The organism is Halobacillus sp. KGW1, from assembly GCF_001592845.1.
Classification (GTDB): Bacteria; Bacillota; Bacilli; order Bacillales; family Halobacillaceae; genus Halobacillus.
In genome coordinates this window covers 659,819-676,711 of the sequence record NZ_LSOC01000003.1, presented here as the reverse complement: position 1 = coordinate 676,711, position 16,893 = coordinate 659,819, and the positions used below count along the sequence as shown (strand labels likewise).

18 protein-coding genes are annotated in these 16,893 nt (G+C 48.6%); 15 read left to right on the top strand and 3 right to left on the bottom strand.

Annotation, left to right across the window (positions count from 1 at the left end; translation table 11 throughout):
• Positions 1-40 precede the first annotated feature (40 nt).
• From spoIID to AXG56_RS12365, 9 genes are all read left to right on the top strand, one after another.
• Entirely contained in the window at positions 41-1,087 is a 1,047-nt protein-coding gene (gene spoIID / locus AXG56_RS12405; RefSeq protein ID WP_062514856.1) for a stage II sporulation protein D, read from the top strand.
• A 170-nt stretch (positions 1,088-1,257) separates the two neighbouring features.
• Positions 1,258-2,205 (top strand): M23 family metallopeptidase, encoded by a 948-nt coding sequence (locus tag AXG56_RS12400; protein ID WP_235601502.1) that lies wholly within the window; start codon positions 1,258-1,260, stop codon positions 2,203-2,205.
• A 373-nt stretch (positions 2,206-2,578) separates the two neighbouring features.
• Complete coding sequence (gene spoIIID, locus AXG56_RS12395; RefSeq protein ID WP_008632369.1) at positions 2,579-2,860, top strand: sporulation transcriptional regulator SpoIIID; 282 nt, start codon at positions 2,579-2,581, stop codon at positions 2,858-2,860.
• 261 nt (positions 2,861-3,121) lie between these two features.
• A complete protein-coding gene (locus AXG56_RS12390) occupies positions 3,122-4,120 on the top strand; it encodes a rod shape-determining protein (protein ID WP_008632370.1) in 999 nt (332 codons plus the stop codon).
• Between the two features lie 31 nt (positions 4,121-4,151).
• Positions 4,152-4,967: a flagellar hook-basal body protein gene (locus AXG56_RS12385; RefSeq protein WP_026577876.1), complete on the top strand. Its 816-nt coding sequence runs from the start codon at positions 4,152-4,154 to the stop codon at positions 4,965-4,967.
• Positions 4,968-4,981: 14 nt separating this feature from the next.
• Complete coding sequence (locus AXG56_RS12380) at positions 4,982-5,806, top strand: flagellar hook-basal body protein (RefSeq protein WP_082794483.1); 825 nt, start codon at positions 4,982-4,984, stop codon at positions 5,804-5,806.
• Positions 5,807-5,826: 20 nt separating this feature from the next.
• The gene (locus AXG56_RS12375; RefSeq protein WP_008632376.1) at positions 5,827-6,117 is read left to right on the top strand and encodes a DNA-directed RNA polymerase subunit beta; all 291 of its coding nucleotides are present in this window, start codon (positions 5,827-5,829) and stop codon (positions 6,115-6,117) included.
• 150 nt (positions 6,118-6,267) lie between these two features.
• On the top strand, positions 6,268-7,599 hold the full coding sequence (locus tag AXG56_RS12370) for an NAD(P)/FAD-dependent oxidoreductase (RefSeq protein WP_008632377.1): 1,332 nt from the start codon (positions 6,268-6,270) through the stop codon (positions 7,597-7,599).
• The gene (locus tag AXG56_RS12365; RefSeq protein ID WP_062514854.1) at positions 7,596-8,678 is read left to right on the top strand and encodes a trans-aconitate 2-methyltransferase; all 1,083 of its coding nucleotides are present in this window, start codon (positions 7,596-7,598) and stop codon (positions 8,676-8,678) included. The genes AXG56_RS12370 and AXG56_RS12365 overlap by 4 nt, the downstream gene beginning before the upstream one ends.
• Before the next feature lie 42 nt (positions 8,679-8,720).
• Here AXG56_RS12365 and AXG56_RS19340 read toward each other — a convergent pair whose 3' ends face one another.
• Positions 8,721-8,864, bottom strand: coding sequence for a lmo0937 family membrane protein (locus AXG56_RS19340; protein ID WP_008632381.1), 144 nt, complete (start codon positions 8,862-8,864; stop codon positions 8,721-8,723).
• Between the two features lie 148 nt (positions 8,865-9,012).
• On the opposite strand from AXG56_RS19340, the gene fabZ reads away from it, so the two are divergent.
• Together fabZ and AXG56_RS12355 are read left to right on the top strand one after the other, a co-directional pair.
• Entirely contained in the window at positions 9,013-9,435 is a 423-nt protein-coding gene (fabZ, locus tag AXG56_RS12360; RefSeq protein ID WP_008632383.1) for a 3-hydroxyacyl-ACP dehydratase FabZ, read from the top strand.
• A 114-nt stretch (positions 9,436-9,549) separates the two neighbouring features.
• Positions 9,550-9,843, top strand: a complete 294-nt coding sequence (locus tag AXG56_RS12355; protein ID WP_152413287.1) for a hypothetical protein — start codon at positions 9,550-9,552, stop codon at positions 9,841-9,843.
• A 21-nt stretch (positions 9,844-9,864) separates the two neighbouring features.
• Here AXG56_RS12355 and AXG56_RS19540 read toward each other — a convergent pair whose 3' ends face one another.
• Positions 9,865-10,032: a hypothetical protein gene (locus tag AXG56_RS19540; protein WP_161484928.1), complete on the bottom strand. Its 168-nt coding sequence runs from the start codon at positions 10,030-10,032 to the stop codon at positions 9,865-9,867.
• 46 nt (positions 10,033-10,078) lie between these two features.
• On the bottom strand, positions 10,079-10,258 hold the full coding sequence (locus AXG56_RS12350) for a YjfB family protein (protein ID WP_062514851.1): 180 nt from the start codon (positions 10,256-10,258) through the stop codon (positions 10,079-10,081).
• Between the two features lie 195 nt (positions 10,259-10,453).
• Between AXG56_RS12350 and AXG56_RS12345 the strand changes: the two genes are divergently transcribed.
• The 4 genes from AXG56_RS12345 to AXG56_RS12330 all read left to right on the top strand — a co-directional run bounded on the left by AXG56_RS12345 (position 10,454) and on the right by AXG56_RS12330 (position 16,867).
• On the top strand, positions 10,454-11,074 hold the full coding sequence (locus AXG56_RS12345; protein ID WP_026577878.1) for a hypothetical protein: 621 nt from the start codon (positions 10,454-10,456) through the stop codon (positions 11,072-11,074).
• A gap of 290 nt (positions 11,075-11,364) precedes the next feature.
• Complete coding sequence (locus tag AXG56_RS12340) at positions 11,365-12,714, top strand: efflux RND transporter periplasmic adaptor subunit (RefSeq protein ID WP_008632407.1); 1,350 nt, start codon at positions 11,365-11,367, stop codon at positions 12,712-12,714.
• The gene (locus AXG56_RS12335; protein ID WP_062514850.1) at positions 12,701-15,775 is read left to right on the top strand and encodes an efflux RND transporter permease subunit; all 3,075 of its coding nucleotides are present in this window, start codon (positions 12,701-12,703) and stop codon (positions 15,773-15,775) included. The genes AXG56_RS12340 and AXG56_RS12335 overlap by 14 nt, the downstream gene beginning before the upstream one ends.
• 138 nt (positions 15,776-15,913) lie before the next feature.
• Positions 15,914-16,867 (top strand): class F sortase, encoded by a 954-nt coding sequence (locus AXG56_RS12330; protein WP_062514848.1) that lies wholly within the window; start codon positions 15,914-15,916, stop codon positions 16,865-16,867.
• The last annotated feature ends 26 nt before the right edge of the window (positions 16,868-16,893 follow it).

Here is a 16,893-nt window from a genome sequence, read left to right as displayed (position 1 = left end):
ATTTTAGTAGAGATCTACTTTTGGAACCAGGAGGATGCGGATGAAGAAGAAAAGCAATGGAGTCGGACTACTCGCATTAGGGAGTTTGTTTATCGTGATACTAATCATTCCAACCTTGATCGTCGTACCTTTCACCAATTCCAACAAGACAGAAACCGTTCAGGAGCACCCTGAGGAACAAAAAGCTGCCAAATCGGCTTCAGCAGAAAGTTCTTCCCTCGCTGTCAAGGTTCTGCGCAGCAACAGTCAGGAAGTGGAGCAGGTACCGATCGAAACGTATGTTGCAAGGGTGGTAGCTTCGGAAATGCCTGTTAACTTCGAATTGGAAGCATTGAAGGCGCAGGCACTCGCAGCAAGGACGTATATCACTAGATATTTAGTCGAAGGCAGCAAAGTATCGGAACAGGCGGATGTCACAGATACCGTTAATCATCAAGTGTATAAAGATGAAGATGAGTTGAGAAATTTTTGGAAAGATGATTATGATGCAAATATGGCGAAAATCACCGAAGCTGTGGAAGCGACGGCTGGTGAGATCATCACGTACGACCATGAGCCCATCACGGCATCCTTTTTCTCTACGAGTAACGGCTATACGGAAAATGCCGGCGATTACTGGGAGAATGATATCCCCTATCTGCAAAGTGTAGAGAGCCCATGGGATGCTGATTCACCGAAGTTTACGGATCAAAAGGTTGTATCTGTATCTGAGCTTCAACAGACGCTCGGCGTTACCGTGGATGGTCTGAGTCAAACGTCCATTACGAAGACAGAAGGAAACCGGGTGGATGAAGTCCATTTCGGCAATCAAGTGTTTACAGGAAGAGAAGTGAGAGAAAAGCTCGGTCTTCCTTCCAGTGATTTCACGATCCAGCAGAAGGACGATCACATCATCTTCACGACAAAAGGCTATGGGCACGGTGTCGGCATGAGCCAATACGGAGCGAATGGAATGGCCAAATCGGGAAAAACATATAAAGATATCATTCAGCATTACTATCACAACACAGAAATTTCCCCATTAAGCACTCAGACGGCAGCCCTTGCTTCTGCTGAGGGTACATCGGAGGATCCATCGTCTGACTAAAGAGCGGCTCTTCGGAGCGGCTCTTTCTCTTATATTCGCATTCTTGAGCGTGTGTGCCTGGATTCCTCATTCGTTCATCATAAATTTTTCCTGTTCATGTATATATTGGCTCATAACTGTTCAGAATGGTTTTTGAGGTGATGAACATGAAAGAGGAAGGTAAGAAAAGCGTGACAAAATTAAAGTTTAAACGCTTGATGCGCAAGAAGTGGTTGTATCCAGCTTTGTACTTGTCTGTAGCAGCTCTGGTGCTCGTCGGTGTGTTCTGGTATCAAGGATCAAATGATGGACAAGATCAGGTTGCGGAAACACCGCAGTCCGACGTACAGGATGAATTCCTGACGAAAGACGGAGAAGAAGCAGTACCGGTCATGGACAGCAAAGAGAATCTGAAGATGCCCGTAGCGGACGAACAAGCAGCTTCCATCGTTACAAAATTCTATGATTACAACTCGTCTGAAGAAGAACAGGAAAGTGCACTGGTCCTATACAACAATAAATACTATCAAAGTGAAGGCGTCGACATCACTAGGGAAGATGGGGAAACGTTTGAAGTAACGGCTTCCTTATCAGGGACAGTCACGGAAGTGAAAGAAGATCCATTGTATGGTAACGTTGTAGAAATCAGTCATGAAGATGAAGTCGCAACGGTTTATGCAAGTCTTGAGGATGTAGAAGTGAAAGCGGGATCGGACGTTGCTCAAGGGGACGTTATCGGTTCTGCCGGACGCAACTCCTTCGGCCAGGCAAGCGGTGTACACGTCCACTTTGAAGTTCGTAACGAAGGACAGCCGATCAACCCGGAAAGCTTCTTCGGACAGCCGATGACTCAAATTAAAGAGAAGGCTCAAGAAGCTGAAGAAGCGAAAGAAGAAGCACCTGCAGAAGAGGATGCGCAAGGAACAGAAGAAGCTCCTGCCGATGATCCAGCAGAGGGTGCGGAAGAACAGACTTCCGACGATGCTTCTGAAGAGGCGCCATCTCAAGATCAGGCGGAAACTCCTGAAGATGGAAGCCAGGAAGATGCAGACGTGGAAGAAGATCCAACTCAAACCGAAGAAGGAGAGCAGGCACCGGATGAAGAAAGTGCTTCCTCCATCTCTTCTACACAAGCATAAAAAGAGGGCATCCGCCCTCTTTTTTTTATTGGTCGAATCGTTCCTTGTTTTGGAAGAAGGTCCCATATAATATAAAACGGCGCCTTCCCCGTATGTGGGAATATCCGCTGCCTCTAAGCAGCCCTCCTTTGGTGAAAAGGAGGGCTGCTTATTCCATGAAAAAATGGGCATAATCCGAAAGAACAGCAACACACTTGCATCCTGTGGCATATCCGGCAGGTTTTATTAATACAATGAGGATAACCGAGCACTCGGTAACATCCAGGGTGATACATCAGGATAAACACCTATGAACCTAAACGCCCACTTAATATCGCTGCGCTTTCCAATGAAGCCCACCCCCTTGGATAGTCAATCACAGGAGGCGAGTGGAGTGCATGATTACATCAAAGAGAGGACTATCAAGATCGGGGAGCACATTATCGAAACAAAGAAAACGGTGAGAGTGATTGCTAAAGAATTCGGTGTTTCCAAGAGTACGGTACACAAAGATTTGACGGAACGGCTTCCGGAAGTGAATCCGGAGCTTGCGAAGGAAGTCAAAAAGATCCTTGATTATCATAAAGAAATCCGTCATCTGCGCGGCGGAGAAGCTACGAGGCGCAAATATAAAACCCAAATCATAGAAGATCATCCGGTGCAGCCTCTCGCTTAAATAGATAAGTCCCCTCCCTTTGTCAAAAATCCTCGACATTGGTAACTTTTTTCTTTTCCCATGAGACGAATGTCGTAATTTTGTGATAGAATATAGAATTAGATGTGTAATGTACAAAGCCAAAATATACTCGAATCATTTGGGAAAAACTAAGTCAGCGAGATGACTGAAACGCCAATGTCCCAACGTATATCCGTTTCTCTTGAGCGGATTAGGTTTGGAGAGCGGTTATGCTTATACAATAGGGAGGATCTACAGAACATGTTTGCGAGAGATATAGGAATCGACCTCGGTACAGCGAATGTACTCATTCATGTAAAAGGTAAAGGAATCGTATTGAATGAACCATCCGTCGTAGCGATGGACCGGAATACAGGAAAAGTATTGGAAGTGGGCGAAGAAGCCCGTCGTATGGTAGGACGTACGCCTGGAAACATCGAAGCGATCCGACCACTTAAGGATGGCGTCATTGCGGACTTTGACGTGACGGAAGCGATGCTTAAGCACTTTATCCAAAAGACGAACGTGAAGGGATTCTTCTCTAAGCCGCGCATGCTGATCTGCTGCCCGACAAACATTACGAAAGTGGAGCAGAAGGCGATCAAAGAAGCGGCGGAGAAATCCGGCGGGAAGAAAGTGTACTTGGAAGAAGAACCGAAAGTGGCTGCGATTGGTGCTGGTATGGATATTTTCCAACCGAGCGGTAATATGGTTGTAGACATCGGTGGAGGAACAACGGATGTAGCTGTGCTGTCTATGGGAGATATCGTAACGGCGTCTTCCATTAAAATGGCCGGAGACAAGTTCGACCATGAAATACTTCAATACATCAAGAAACAATACAAACTTCTAATTGGGGAGCGTACGGCGGAAGATATTAAAATCAGTGTCGCTACGGTCTTCCCTGGTTCAAGAAATGAAGAGATCGAAATCCGCGGTCGTGACATGGTGTCAGGGCTTCCGAGGACGATTACGGTCAACTCAGAAGAAATTGAGAAATCACTGCGCGAATCTGTTCAGGCGATTGTTCAGGCAGCCAAGCAGGTACTGGAGCGTACGCCGCCGGAATTATCTGCGGATATCATCGATCGTGGTGTGATCATGACTGGTGGAGGAGCACTTCTTCACGGAATCGATCAATTGCTTGCAGAGGAGCTGAAAGTTCCGGTTCTGGTTGCAGAAGCACCGATGGATTGTGTGGCGACAGGTACAGGAATTATGCTTGAAAATATCGATAAACGGATTTCGACGAAGTTTTAATTTTTCTTGAGATTCGGAAGGAGCGATCACCTTGTTGAGAGGATTCTACACAGCTGCCTCAGGTATGAAGGCGAATCAGCGGATGCAGGAAACATTATCGAATAACATGGCCAATGCTTATACTCCAGGGTACAAAGCGGATCAAGGGACGATGCGGTCTTTCCCTGAGCTTCTGATTGAACAAATGGGAAGCCGCACACTGCCTACATCACGTGGAACGAAAATACCTGTCAACAGAGAAGTAGGATCCCTTAACACAGGTGTATATGTGCAAGAATCTATCCCTTCCTTCGTCCAGGGAGACGTAAGGGAGACGGGTGTCGGGACGGATCTGGCTCTCGTTCAGCAAGGCGTACCGGATGACGGAGGGATGGTATTCTTCCGTGTCAGCAACGATGCTGGGGAAGAACGCTATACGAGAAATGGAAACTTCACGGTGGATGGAGAAGGGTTCCTTACGACCAATCAGGGCGGGTATGTCCTTGATGAAGCCGGGAATCCAATCAATACGTCCGGAATCGATTTTGTTGTAAACACGGATGGTACGCTTCAATTGGACGGGCAGCAGGTGGCTTTAGGCTTTGCCTACAGTGCTGATCCGGCATCCATGGTCAAGGAAGGCAGCGACTTGTTCCGTTCGGAGGAAGACCTGGCGGATGCCGGGGGAAATGAAGCCGTCCGTTTTGATGTGGTGCAAGGACAATTGGAACAGTCCAACGTTGATCCTGCGACCACGATGACGGAAATGATGAATACATATCGTTCGTTTGAAATGAATCAGCGTGTGTTGAAAGCATATGATGAAAGCATGCAGAAAGCTGTAACAGAAATCGGCAGAGTCCGGTAAAGGGAGGAACAGCCATGATCAATCGTTCCATGATTCAATCAGCAGTAACGATGGGCCAGCTGCAGACGAAGCTGGACTTGATCGGTAACAACCTGGCCAATAGTCAAACGACAGGATATAAAAGCCGTAGTGCTGATTTTTCCTCTCTTTTGTATCAGCAGATTGATAATCAGTCAGATAATCTTGCGGATACGGGACGGCTCACACCGGACGGAATCCGAATCGGTTCCGGTGCCAGGATCGGACATACGAATATTGATTTGAGTCTTGGAAGCCTTCAGGAGACGGGGCGCACCCTTGATGCGGCTTTTCTTCAGGAAGGGCACATGTTCGAGGTTTTAGTTCCGACAGAAGCAGGTATAGAAACACAGTACACCCGTGCCGGGGACTTTTATCTAAGTCCGTTGAATGACGGTGAAGTCATGCTGACGGATACGAATGGCAATCCAGTTGCAGGGGAAGACGGGGAGCGGATTGTCCTGGAAGATGGCTTTCAATCCATTACACTGAATGCGGACGGATCCGTTGTTGTACGGCGTAATGGAGCAGAAGAAACAGCAGGTAGGCTTGCTGTCGTTGATGCGGTCCGACCACGTATGCTGGAAGCTGTCGGCGGCAATCGATTCCGTATTCCGGACGGTATTGCTGCGGATGGACTGGTTACCGCGGTCCAGCCGGGAGAAACGGTATTAAAAAGTGGGACGCTGGAAACGTCTAATGTAGACGTTTCGAAACAAATGACGGATATGCTGATGGCTCAGCGTGCTTATCAATTCAACGCGAAGTCGATTTCGACAGGAGACCAGATGATGGGGCTTGTCAATCAGCTGAGATCATAATAGTAAGGAGTTAGACGACCATGGCAACAGATCCTAAAGCAAAAGGGACAAAGCAAATGAAAGAGAAGGAAACTGCCGTCAAACCGAAGGCAGGGAAGAATAAACCGAAGAAAGAGAAGACCACAAAGAAACCCCGCAGGCGGATTCTTCCGATATGGCTTCGGATCCTCATCGTTCTCCTCCTCAGTGCTCTTGCCTTACTGATAGGATTGATGGTCGGATATGGTGTGATCGGTGATGGTGATCCTACAGATGCGCTGAAAGTGGAAACGTGGCAGCATATATGGGACATCGTGACGAAAACAGAATAAAAACCGGGCTTGTCTTCATTATATGTGGAAGCCTCCGGAATATGACGACACGGACTCATGAGAGTCCGTGTTTTTTGTGTTCTTCCAATGTTTTCAAATTCCCCTATGGGGTATGAGGTAGATACAGCGAAGTCAGCCGGGAGGGAAACTATGAAAACAGATGTATTCATTGCAGGCGGCGGTGTAGGGGGCCTGATGCTTGCTGCGAAGCTTGCCAGCAGAGGAGTTCATGTCGTCATTGCAGAGCAGATGAACAGGAAATCGCCTGCTTATAAGGGGGAACTCCTTCAGCCGAAGACCATTGCTATATTAGACCGAATCGGCGTTGGAGAACAGGTGGAAGCGTGCGGTCATCCGATCGATCAGCTCCGTTTTCAGGAAGTCCACCGCAGGAAAGGGCGTCCGCCTGAAGAAATCAGTTTGACCGAGCTTGACTACGGCAGAGTAGCGAGCGTATATGATCATGCATTGATGGTCCCTCATGAGAAGACAAAGGATATCCTCAGAAATAAAGGGAAATCGTTTGAGCAATACTTTCACTACCTCCCGGGTGCCCGGTTCCTGGGCTTTGAGAACGGTGTAGCTGTCGTTAAACAGAAGAGGGAGAGAATATCAATCCAGGCGGATGTGTATGTCGGAGCGGAAGGGAGAAGCTCACCGACGCGCGATGCGATGAACGTCCATATGGAACGGAAAGAGTATAATCATCATTTCCTCACGGTCACTATTCCCCGTCCGGAACGTTTCACGAAGGGGAAAATCATTACAACTTCGAATGGTTTCCTTGGTTTATTCCCTTTGCCGGACAAAGAGATCCGTACCGTTTACCTCATTGAAGCAGGGAGTTATAAACAAATCAAAAAACAGGGACTCGAGCGGTTCTATGAAGCATACAGCGAGCTTGCGCCTGAATTAAAGGACGGCGTCCGCGCCATCAGAGACTGGCGCGATATCCAGCTTATGATTCCCTATACCTATCATGTCGATCGGTACTATGCCGGTAACCTTGTATTGATCGGCGACGCTGCCCACACCGTACATCCCATGGCGGGAGAAGGCATGAACTTAGCGGTGCAGGATGCCGACGTGCTCGGGGAACTGCTGGCCTGGTGTAAAGAAGAGGGAAAAAGCTATCATGAATACCTTCACTATTATGAAGAAGTAAGAAAGCCTCGTGTCTCCTTTCTCCTTACCTTGAGTCATATGTCCGCCCTCGTTTATTCTTTCCGGTACGAGTGGTGGAGAAAGCTAAGATGCAGGGCTGTGGAGCGGATGTATGAAGATGATAAGCTGCACGTTAAGCAGATGCTGAACATATCCGGATTAGGAAAATGGGATTTCACATTAACCGACAGGGCGGTTCAGGGAAACATGCTTCCGGCAAGAAAGAGGCGGGTGAAGGATACGGAACAGTACCGGCGCTTATTCTCGGAAGCGGAAGATTACCCTTGGATAAAAAATGAGAAAGGAAGGATCAGATGAATGAATGGATCACCGTGATGCAGGCGAGGAAGTGGATGAAGAAGAATGAATCCTTTTTACCGATTTGGCATGCATATGTCGGATCGGAGCTCGACTTGTTTGATGAATTCGAAACGGCACGAACCATTGATGTAATTAGTGAGAAGACGGGGTATCCGATGGACCTGCTCTCTTCCTGGGTCAAAGTCGGTGTTGCTGTGAAGCATCTGAAGAAACGGCCTGGCGGGCGCTACCGCACTTCGAAGAAACATTGCGCAAGCCTCATGGGTGAACGATCGTCTCCAGGGGTGAAGGCGCTGCTTAAAGAAATGATGGAACTTCATATCCCTACTTTGTTGCAGTATCCGGATATAATGCGGTCGTTGGAGCGGGCGGAGTTCGATCATGACAGGCATGGAGAAGTCGTTGCCGAAACGTCTGCTCTGCTTGAGCATTTTGCCATGAAGAAAATAATGAAGACACTACGTGATAAAGACATCGACACGGTCATTGATCTTGGATGCGGAAACGGTTGTTATTTACGAAAACTGGCTGAAACTTATCCTTCCGTCCGTATGATCGGGGTCGATATCAACCAGAAGGTGATTGAGAGCGCCCGCGCGGCATCGGAGGGATACCCGAATATCGAATTTGTCGTCGGGGACGTCCATGACTGGAGCCCGGAGGATAGGAAGGCGGATGTGGTGCTGCTGCACAATCTCTTTCATTATATTCACCCGGATGAGCGGTCGGGTCTGCTCGAGCAGATGCATGGATATGTGAAGCCGGACGGTCTTATTTCCGTCATTACTCCGATGAATGAAACGATGTACGGAGAAGCCTTTTCCTCTGCGTTCAATAGTTTCTTCGTTGCCCATTCCAATTTATTTGCCCTTCCAGACAAAGCAGAGCTCGAACGTGTAACGAATAAAAGCAACTATGACCTGTTTGATCTGGACCCTATCGTTAAAGAGGGATCCTGGTACACGTGCTGGCTGAGTCCGTCCTCTCCGGTTCAGGAAGCCAGACAGACTGGTACAGACAGCAGGGAGCAGGTGCCGGTTTCTGCCGGGGAAAGTGCCTGGACAAGGAGTTCATGAAAAAAAGGCTGCCGCAGTAGTTATGCAGGCAGCCTTTTAAAGCTATAATCGTTTTCCTTGGACGAGGCGGATGATGAGTACAACCAGTGCGACCACTAAGAGAATGTGGACGAGGTTCCCTGCAATACCACCGATGACGCCAAGCAGCCATAATACCAATATGATAATAAAGATAGTCCAAAGCATGATTGTTCATCCTCCTTCCTTTAGATGTGTCATCTAGAAATTAGCATTCCCTAATTTCGGTATGTCAAACGAAATTGCGGAAAACGATTTGTTCCACGTGGAATCTACGCTTATAATGGAGAACAGGACTGATGAAAGGAGCAAGATGATGCTGGATATTGAACAAATCAAAGAAATTATTCCCCACCGTTACCCGTTTCTATTAATCGACCAGGTAGAGGAGATTGTCGAAGGCGAGCGTGCGGTTGGATACAAGAATGTAACGATAAACGAACCCTTCTTTCAGGGCCATTTTCCGGATTATCCGGTGATGCCCGGCGTACTTATTACAGAAGCCTTAGCGCAGATGGGCGCGGTTGCGATGCTTAAGAAAGAAGAAAACCAAGGGAAATTGGCGTTCTTCACAGGTATCGATAAGTGCCGCTTTAAGCGTCAGGTTAAACCGGGCGATCGGTTGAAGCTGGAAGTGGAAATTGTCCGTTTGAAAGGACCGATCGGCAAAGGGAAAGCGAAAGCCACCGTCGACGGGCAGCTTGCCTGTGAAGCGGAAATCATGTTTGCATTGAAATAATGGAGAGACCCGGCAGCTGCTGCCGGTTTTTTTTATTTTCTTGGTGGAATATGGATGGATTCTCTTCTTCTGGACATACTAGAGCACGTAATCATCAAAAAGGAGGAAATGTCCATGAAAGCTTTGTTACTTAAATTGTTGGTCGCTTTGTTCGCTGTTTCTCTTTTAGGTGCGTGTGCTTCGGAAGAGGAGCCCGCGGAGGACGATAACAACACAGAAGAGAATATGCAGGAAGAAGAAGATAACATGGAAGAGGATATGCAGGAAGACGAGAACAAGATGGAAGAAGATATGCAGGACGATGAGAACAAGATGGAAGACGATATGAATGAAGAAGAGAAGCAGAACGAAGAAGACATGACGAACGAAGATACGATGGAAAACGATGAAAACAAAGACAACGAATAATAAGTCTTAAAAAGCCGCTGTTCAGCGGCTTTTTTTCATGGACAGAAATAAGGCGATAATCAGTAGACAGAGACCACCGATGGTAAAGATCGGTACGAAGACCGGCTGAGCTTTGGGCGGGGACAGGAGAAATAAAGCGATGCCTGCTAAGAAAAGGGAGTAACCAGTCCATGCCATTCTTTTGTCCATTCGCTCAGCTCCTTTATGATCACGCCCGCCGGTGGCAATCTTTTGATTACGCCTTTATATCAAGGCTGTTTCCGAGATCCGGGTGGGGGATGGAGTTCTCCATCATCTCCACCATCCGCGCCCCTTTTGTATCGGCGTTCCCCATCACTTTATCCATCAATGCCAGGTTCGTCTGCTGTTTCAACTGTGTTGTGCTCAGCGCCATTGATAAGGCTGCAATATCCATTTGATCCCTCCTTCTTTTCTTGTATCGGAATACGAGAGAAGAGGATGAAGGGATATTTTGACCAGAGATTGTCTATATCCTTTGGAAAATAGGCGTCGGTTCGGTAGAATGAAGATAGAACAATTCATAAAAACTTTACAATTATAAGTTTCCAGTTTTTAGATGCGTGGAATAAGCGAATAGAGGTGATTATTGATGAAGTACAGAACGGCACAAGATTTAAAAGAATTATTGTTAGAAGAGCGAGAGAGAGTGGTCAACAACATTCCGCAGGAAAAACTGGATGTTTACCTTTACCTGCATACGGTGTTTGAAGATACGTATGTCCCGGATGACAAGCTCTATCAATTTATCTTCCGGCATTTCTTCCGATTGGATAATCCGAGTTTGACGAAGGAGTTTGAGAGCTGTTACTTCAAACTGATGGAAGAACAGCGGGACCATGAACGACCGAATATCGTCCAGATAACGAAACGTCTGTACGAAGTAAAGAACCACAAAGGGAATCCTACGATGCAGTTTCCACTTGCTGCCTCTATGCTGCATACCCTGAACCCCAGCTTCCCCTCGTATGACAGCGATATTGTTAAAGCGTTCGATTTCTCATCCACGTATCATCTGTCCGGTTTTGATAAGAAAATGAAACGCTACATCGCCCAGTACCAGCATACTTTCCATACGTTCGGTGAAATGATGGAGGATGAAGCACTGGAGCCGCTTTTTACTCATTTTGATCAGCGTTTCCCGGAATATGAGCTTCCCAAGATTAAGAAACTCGATCTGCTCGTGGCACAGCTCGGAAACAGCCTCCAATAGGCATCACGGCCGAACCGATCCGGTTTGGCTTTTTTTGTGCCCTCGTCGCATAACGTCTGTTATTTATTACCACAATAAGGGGCAGATGAAACGAAAGTACAGCATATTCCGACACGGGAAGCAGACACAATTTTGTCATTTTCCCCGGAATGCTGCAAGTTGCAATACATAGGGGAGTTTAGTAACATTAATCGTAATTATGACTACATGGTCAGCGGTTTGTATTCGGCGTACATAAAAGGTTCAGGGGAAACACATCGAAGAGAGTCTTTGAAGGAGAGGAAGTCTTGATGAAACAGCTGGTAATGGTGTTGTCGCTGGTAGTATTGGCGGCGTGTATGCAGGAAGAAACGGGTTCAGAGAAAGCGGAGGAGCGTGTGACCCCTGTTCAGGTGGATACAGTCCAAAAAGATGATTTCGTCATCGAACGGGAAATTTCGGGATCCGCAACGGCCGGGGAGCAGGCGCCTGTGACAGCCAAGACGCCTGGTGAACTGGTTACCTTGAATGTGGAGAAAGGCGACAGAGTGGAGAAGGGAGAGACGATCGGTGTCGTCGATCCTGGTAACGGAGAAAGTCAGGTGGAGCTGCAGGAATTGGCGGTCCGTCAAGCGGAGCAGCAGCTTGAGAATGCCCGGTTGTCCAAAGAACAAGCAGCAGCCGGCGTCGAGAATGCGGAAGATCAGGTGACGCTTGCCAAGCAGGCTTCTCAATCAGAAAAGAGTCAGACGGCCCAGGCGGCGGAAGCGGCTGAACAGCAGTACGAACAGGCAAAACAGCTGGCTGATGAGACACAGAAGCTGTTTAAAGAGGAGAAGATTCCTGAAGCGCTGTATGAGCAGGCGGCAAATCGTGCGGAGCAGGCACAGGCACAGATGAAGCAGTTGAGTGGGCAGGCGCCTGCATCTGCTTCCGCTGTCGCCCAGGCAGAAGCTCAAGTCGATCAGGCCGAGCAGCAGATCGAGCAGGCGGATATGGCCGTAGAACAGGCAGAGCTTCAAGTCGAGCAGGCGAATGTCCAATTGGAACAGGCGAAGGAGCAGGCGGCGAACGAAGCAGTGACTGCGCCGGTTTCCGGAGAAGTGGCTTCCCTGAATGCATCAGAGGGGGACCTCGTTACGAACCAACAGCCGTTTGCTACCGTTGTCAGTTTGAATCCGATGACGATTACTGCTTCCGTGACTGCTGAACAATTGGATTTGTTTAACAAAGAGGAAGAACTGAAGGTCGATATTGGGGCTCTTGAAGACGAAGTCACTGCGACCGTCACGTATGTTTCATCTGTCCCGGACGACACCGGATTGTATCCTGTTGAAGCACGCGTAGATAATGGAGAAGAGACGATCAAACCCGGCATGATGGCAACTTTCCTTTTACCGGAAAAGGTGGTCGAGGATACGTTAATCATTCCGACAGACAGTTTAGTAGAAGAAAATGAAGAGACATTTGTTTATCAGATCGTGGACGAAAAAGCGGTGCAGGTTGCTGTGGAAGTCGTGGAAAGACAAACGGATCAGGTTGCTGTTACCTCGGAAGATCTTCCTTCAGATGCAGATGTCATCACTTCCGGGCAGTTGACCCTTACGGACGGGGATCTTGTACGTGTCATGAAGGAGGATTCTCCGGATGAAGCTCGTTAATCTTTCCGTCAAGAGACCTGTCGGGGTCATTATGGTTGTTGCCGCCATTCTTGCCCTCGGCTTCGTTTCTCTGCGTAATTTAACGATCGATCTCTATCCTGAAATTGAGCTCCCTATCGCTGTTGTTTCGACGTCCTATGAAGGGGCGGCACCTCAGGAAGTAGAGAAGCTTGTAAGCAGGCCGGTGGAGTCGGCAGTAAGCAGTATTGAAGGGCTTGAAGTTCTTCAATCCAGGTCTCAGGCAGGCTCTTCCCTCGTGCTGCTTCAATTCAATACAGGAGTAAATCTTGACAGTACGCTGCTTGAGGTGAGGGAAAGCGTCGATCAGGTAACGGGCGTCCTTCCCGAAGAAGCTTCCGATCCAAGTGTGCTGCGCTTCGATCCGCAGCAGCTGCCGATCATGACGATCGGCTTATCCGGCGGATCTCCGGCAGAGTTACAGCAGGTTGCCGAAAGTCGGATCGTCCCTTTTCTTGAGCGACAGGATGGTGTCGCCTCTGTCAGCGTGGAAGGTGGACAAGTAAGTGAGGTGCAGGTCCTTATCGACCGTGCACAGATGGCTCAGTATGGACTGGATTCGCAGACAGTCATTCAAGCGTTGAATGCCGCTAATCAATCCGCATCGGCCGGGAATATCGAGTCCGGTCAGAAAGATTTGCAGCTTAGACTGGAAGGGGAGTTTTCCTCGGTGGATGATGTGCGTGAGACCATCATTCAGTCTCCATCGGGTGCGAAAGTGACGCTCGATCAAATCGCGGATGTCGAGGAAACGCTTGTCGATGCCAATTCGATCAGCAAGGTCGATGGAGAGTCTTCGGTCGTGCTGTCCATCTTGAAGAAAACCGATGCCAACAGTGTAGAAACGGCGGATAATGTAAGAGCGGCACTTGGAGATTTGGATGAGGATTTACCGGAAGGGGTCGGGACGAGCATCGTCCTGGACACGTCCGACTTTATCAAAACATCCATAAACAGTGTCGTCTTGAATATTATTATCGGGGGAATCATATCTGTTCTGGTGTTACTCTTGTTCTTAAAGAGCTTCCGGGCAACACTGGTCATCGGTCTTTCGATCCCGATCGCCATCATTTCGACGTTCACGTTGATGTATTTCACTGGAGAGACGTTGAATGTCCTGACGATGGGTGGACTGGCGCTTGGAATTGGAATGATGGTGGACAGTTCCATTGTCATCCTGGAGAATATCGTCCGCTACCGGCAGCAGGGGTATTCTATGGTGGAAGCGGCAAAAGTGGGGGCATCGGAACTCGCGCCTGCCGTCGTTGCTTCGGCTACCACAACCTTGGTTGTTTTCCTGCCGATCATCTTTGTAGAAGGAATTGCATCAGAATTATTCACACCGCTTGCCTTGACGATCATGTTCGCACTGATTGCATCGCTTGCTGTATCGGTGACACTCATTCCGATGCTGTCTTCGAAATTGTTAACGAAGTCGTTGAAGGAAAACGGCCGGCGTTATTGGTTTGACCGCTTCCTTGATAAGGTGAATGACGTGTACCGTTCTGTACTGCGCTGGGTGTTGAAGTTCAGAAAAACGACGCTGGCGATCACGACGGCCTTGATTGCTGCAGCGATAGCGGTCATTCCATTGATCGGAACCGAATTCATTCCTCCTTCCGATCAAGGGCAGGTGGAAATCCAAGTCGAAATGCCTGCAGGTACATCGCTTTCCGAAACGGAGTCCGTCACAAATCAAGTTGATGAACAAATTGCAAAGTTCAAAGATATCATTGACGTCAGTTATTTATCCATTGGCAGCGGTGGTATGGGAAGCTTTGGTAACGGTTCTACCGATTCGGCATCCTATACGATTCAGCTCATTGATCCTGAATCCAGGGAGAAGACAACCCAGGAAGTGATGGGGGAGCTCGATGAAGCCGTTGCTGGAATCGCAGGAGCGGAAATCGAGGTGAGTGAACTCGATGCCGGCCTTGGAACCGGAGCACCTCTTCAGGTCCAGTTGAACGGGGAAGAATATGACGTCCTTGATGAGCTTGGAGAGCAGGTTGCTTACGTAATGAACGAAGTCGACGGTGTAAATAACGCCACTTCTTCCACAGAGGAAGGACGTCCGGAAATGCAAATCAACGTCGATTCCCAGAAAGCGGCCCAATATGGATTGACGGATCAACAGGTCATCAGTCAAGTCCAGCTTGCCTTCAATGGTCAAATTGCGACAAGGTACCGGAACGGCACGGACGAAGTCGACGTCCGATTCATCTTCCCTGAGGAGGACCGGCAGACGATTGCCGATCTCGAAAGTATGCCGGTTCAATCTCCGGGCGGGGGGATTGTTCCTCTTGCGACGATCGCAGAACTGGAACAGGTCCAGGGGCCCGTCTCTCTGTTACGGGAAAATCAGCAGCCCCAGGTGAATGTAGAAGCGGAAGTCAGCGGTATTGATCTAGGAACAGCGACCGAACAAGTAAGAGCGGAACTGGAACAGCTGAATTTCCCGGATGGATATTCCTACACCATCGGCGGTCAGGCGCAGGATATGCAGGATGCGTTCGGCGATTTAGCTATCGCCCTTGTATTCTCTATTTTCCTTGTTTACGCCGTCATGGCGATCCAGTTCGAGAACTTCCTGTTCCCGTTCATCATCATGTTCTCGCTGCCGGCAACGATTGTCGGTATATCGGGTGGTCTTCTGTTGACTGGTCTGCCGTTCAGTCTTCCGGCTTTTGTGGGTATCATTATGCTCGCAGGGATAGTCGTTAACAACGCAATTGTTCTCGTGGATTACATCAATATTCTGCGTAGGAAATCGTATGACCGGTTGGAAGCGATTCTCGAGGCAGGACCGAACCGCCTGCGTCCGATTCTCATGACGACGCTGACGACGATCCTCGGCATGGTGCCGCTCGCCCTCGGTATCGGTGAGGGATCCGAAGCCCAGCAGCCTCTGGCGGTGACAATCATCTTCGGGTTATCCGTTTCCAGCTTGTTTACACTCGTGCTCATTCCGGTCGTGTACACGTATTTCGATGATATATCGAGAAAAGTGACTGGTTTCTTTCAGAGGCGGGTAGAGAAATAGTAGTGATTCCAAAACCCAAGCTTGTAAACACAGGCTTGGGTTTTTATTAAATGATTTTTTTATGAAAAAGGTGATCCAAATAGAACGTTGAAACGATAGCTGTTTAAGTACACGTCCAGGAAAAAGGAGGGGCAGACAGTGGAAAGAAAGTGGAAAATTTACTTTTCTATCGTGGGCACGATCGCCCTGTTGATGTTCTTATATCAGTCCAACGTGTTTGCCATGTGGACATCTGATGAGCCGGTGAGCAAGGGGAGCCGTAACGTCGTGAATACCGATATCTACCCATCGGGAGAGCAGGCGGACGAGCAGACGGTAACAGAGGAATTCCGAGTCTTGAATGAAGAGAATAAAGAGCGGGCGGAAGAGGCGGAAGCAGGAATAGTCCCGGTAAATATTAAAATTCCTGCCATCGACGTCGATGCCGCTGTAGAAAATGTCGGTGTCCTTGAGAACGGGGAGATGGGAGTGCCGGAAGACCCGTCAAAAGCGGGCTGGTTCGAGCCTGGGACTCAGCCGGGAAAAACAGGGAACGCAGTCATAGCGGGCCATGTAGACAGTCACACCGGTCCTGCTGTCTTCTACGATCTGGAGAAGCTGGAGCCGGGGGATGAGATAACGGTTACGGATGACGAAGAAAAAGAGAGAACGTATGTAGTGGAACGGATGGAGAGCTATCCGTGGGATGAATCTCCGATTGAAGAAATTTTCGGTCCGACGAGTGAAAAGAGGCTGAATGTAATTACCTGTACCGGTGAATTCATCCGGGATAAAGGAGGTCATCAAGACCGGCTCGTAGTCTACACTACTCTGAAGGAAGAAGTGGAAGATGAAACAGAACTTCCTTCTCCGACAGCCGTGGAAGTGAGTGGTTCCTTCGTAAACTGGCACGCCGTCCGTAAAGACGATGTTATCGGATACCGGGTGTACCGCAGCGCAGATGGCGAAGACTTCGATCAAGTGGCCAGCATCTCTGCGCATGAAAGAAAGACATATGTCGACCCTGAGGCGGGAAGCCATATCTATTACGTTACGGCGGTTGATGCGGAAGGGAATGAATCCGCGCCATCTGTGAAATCGAATGAGAATTGATTAAAAAACTGGGGTTCCAACCGCAT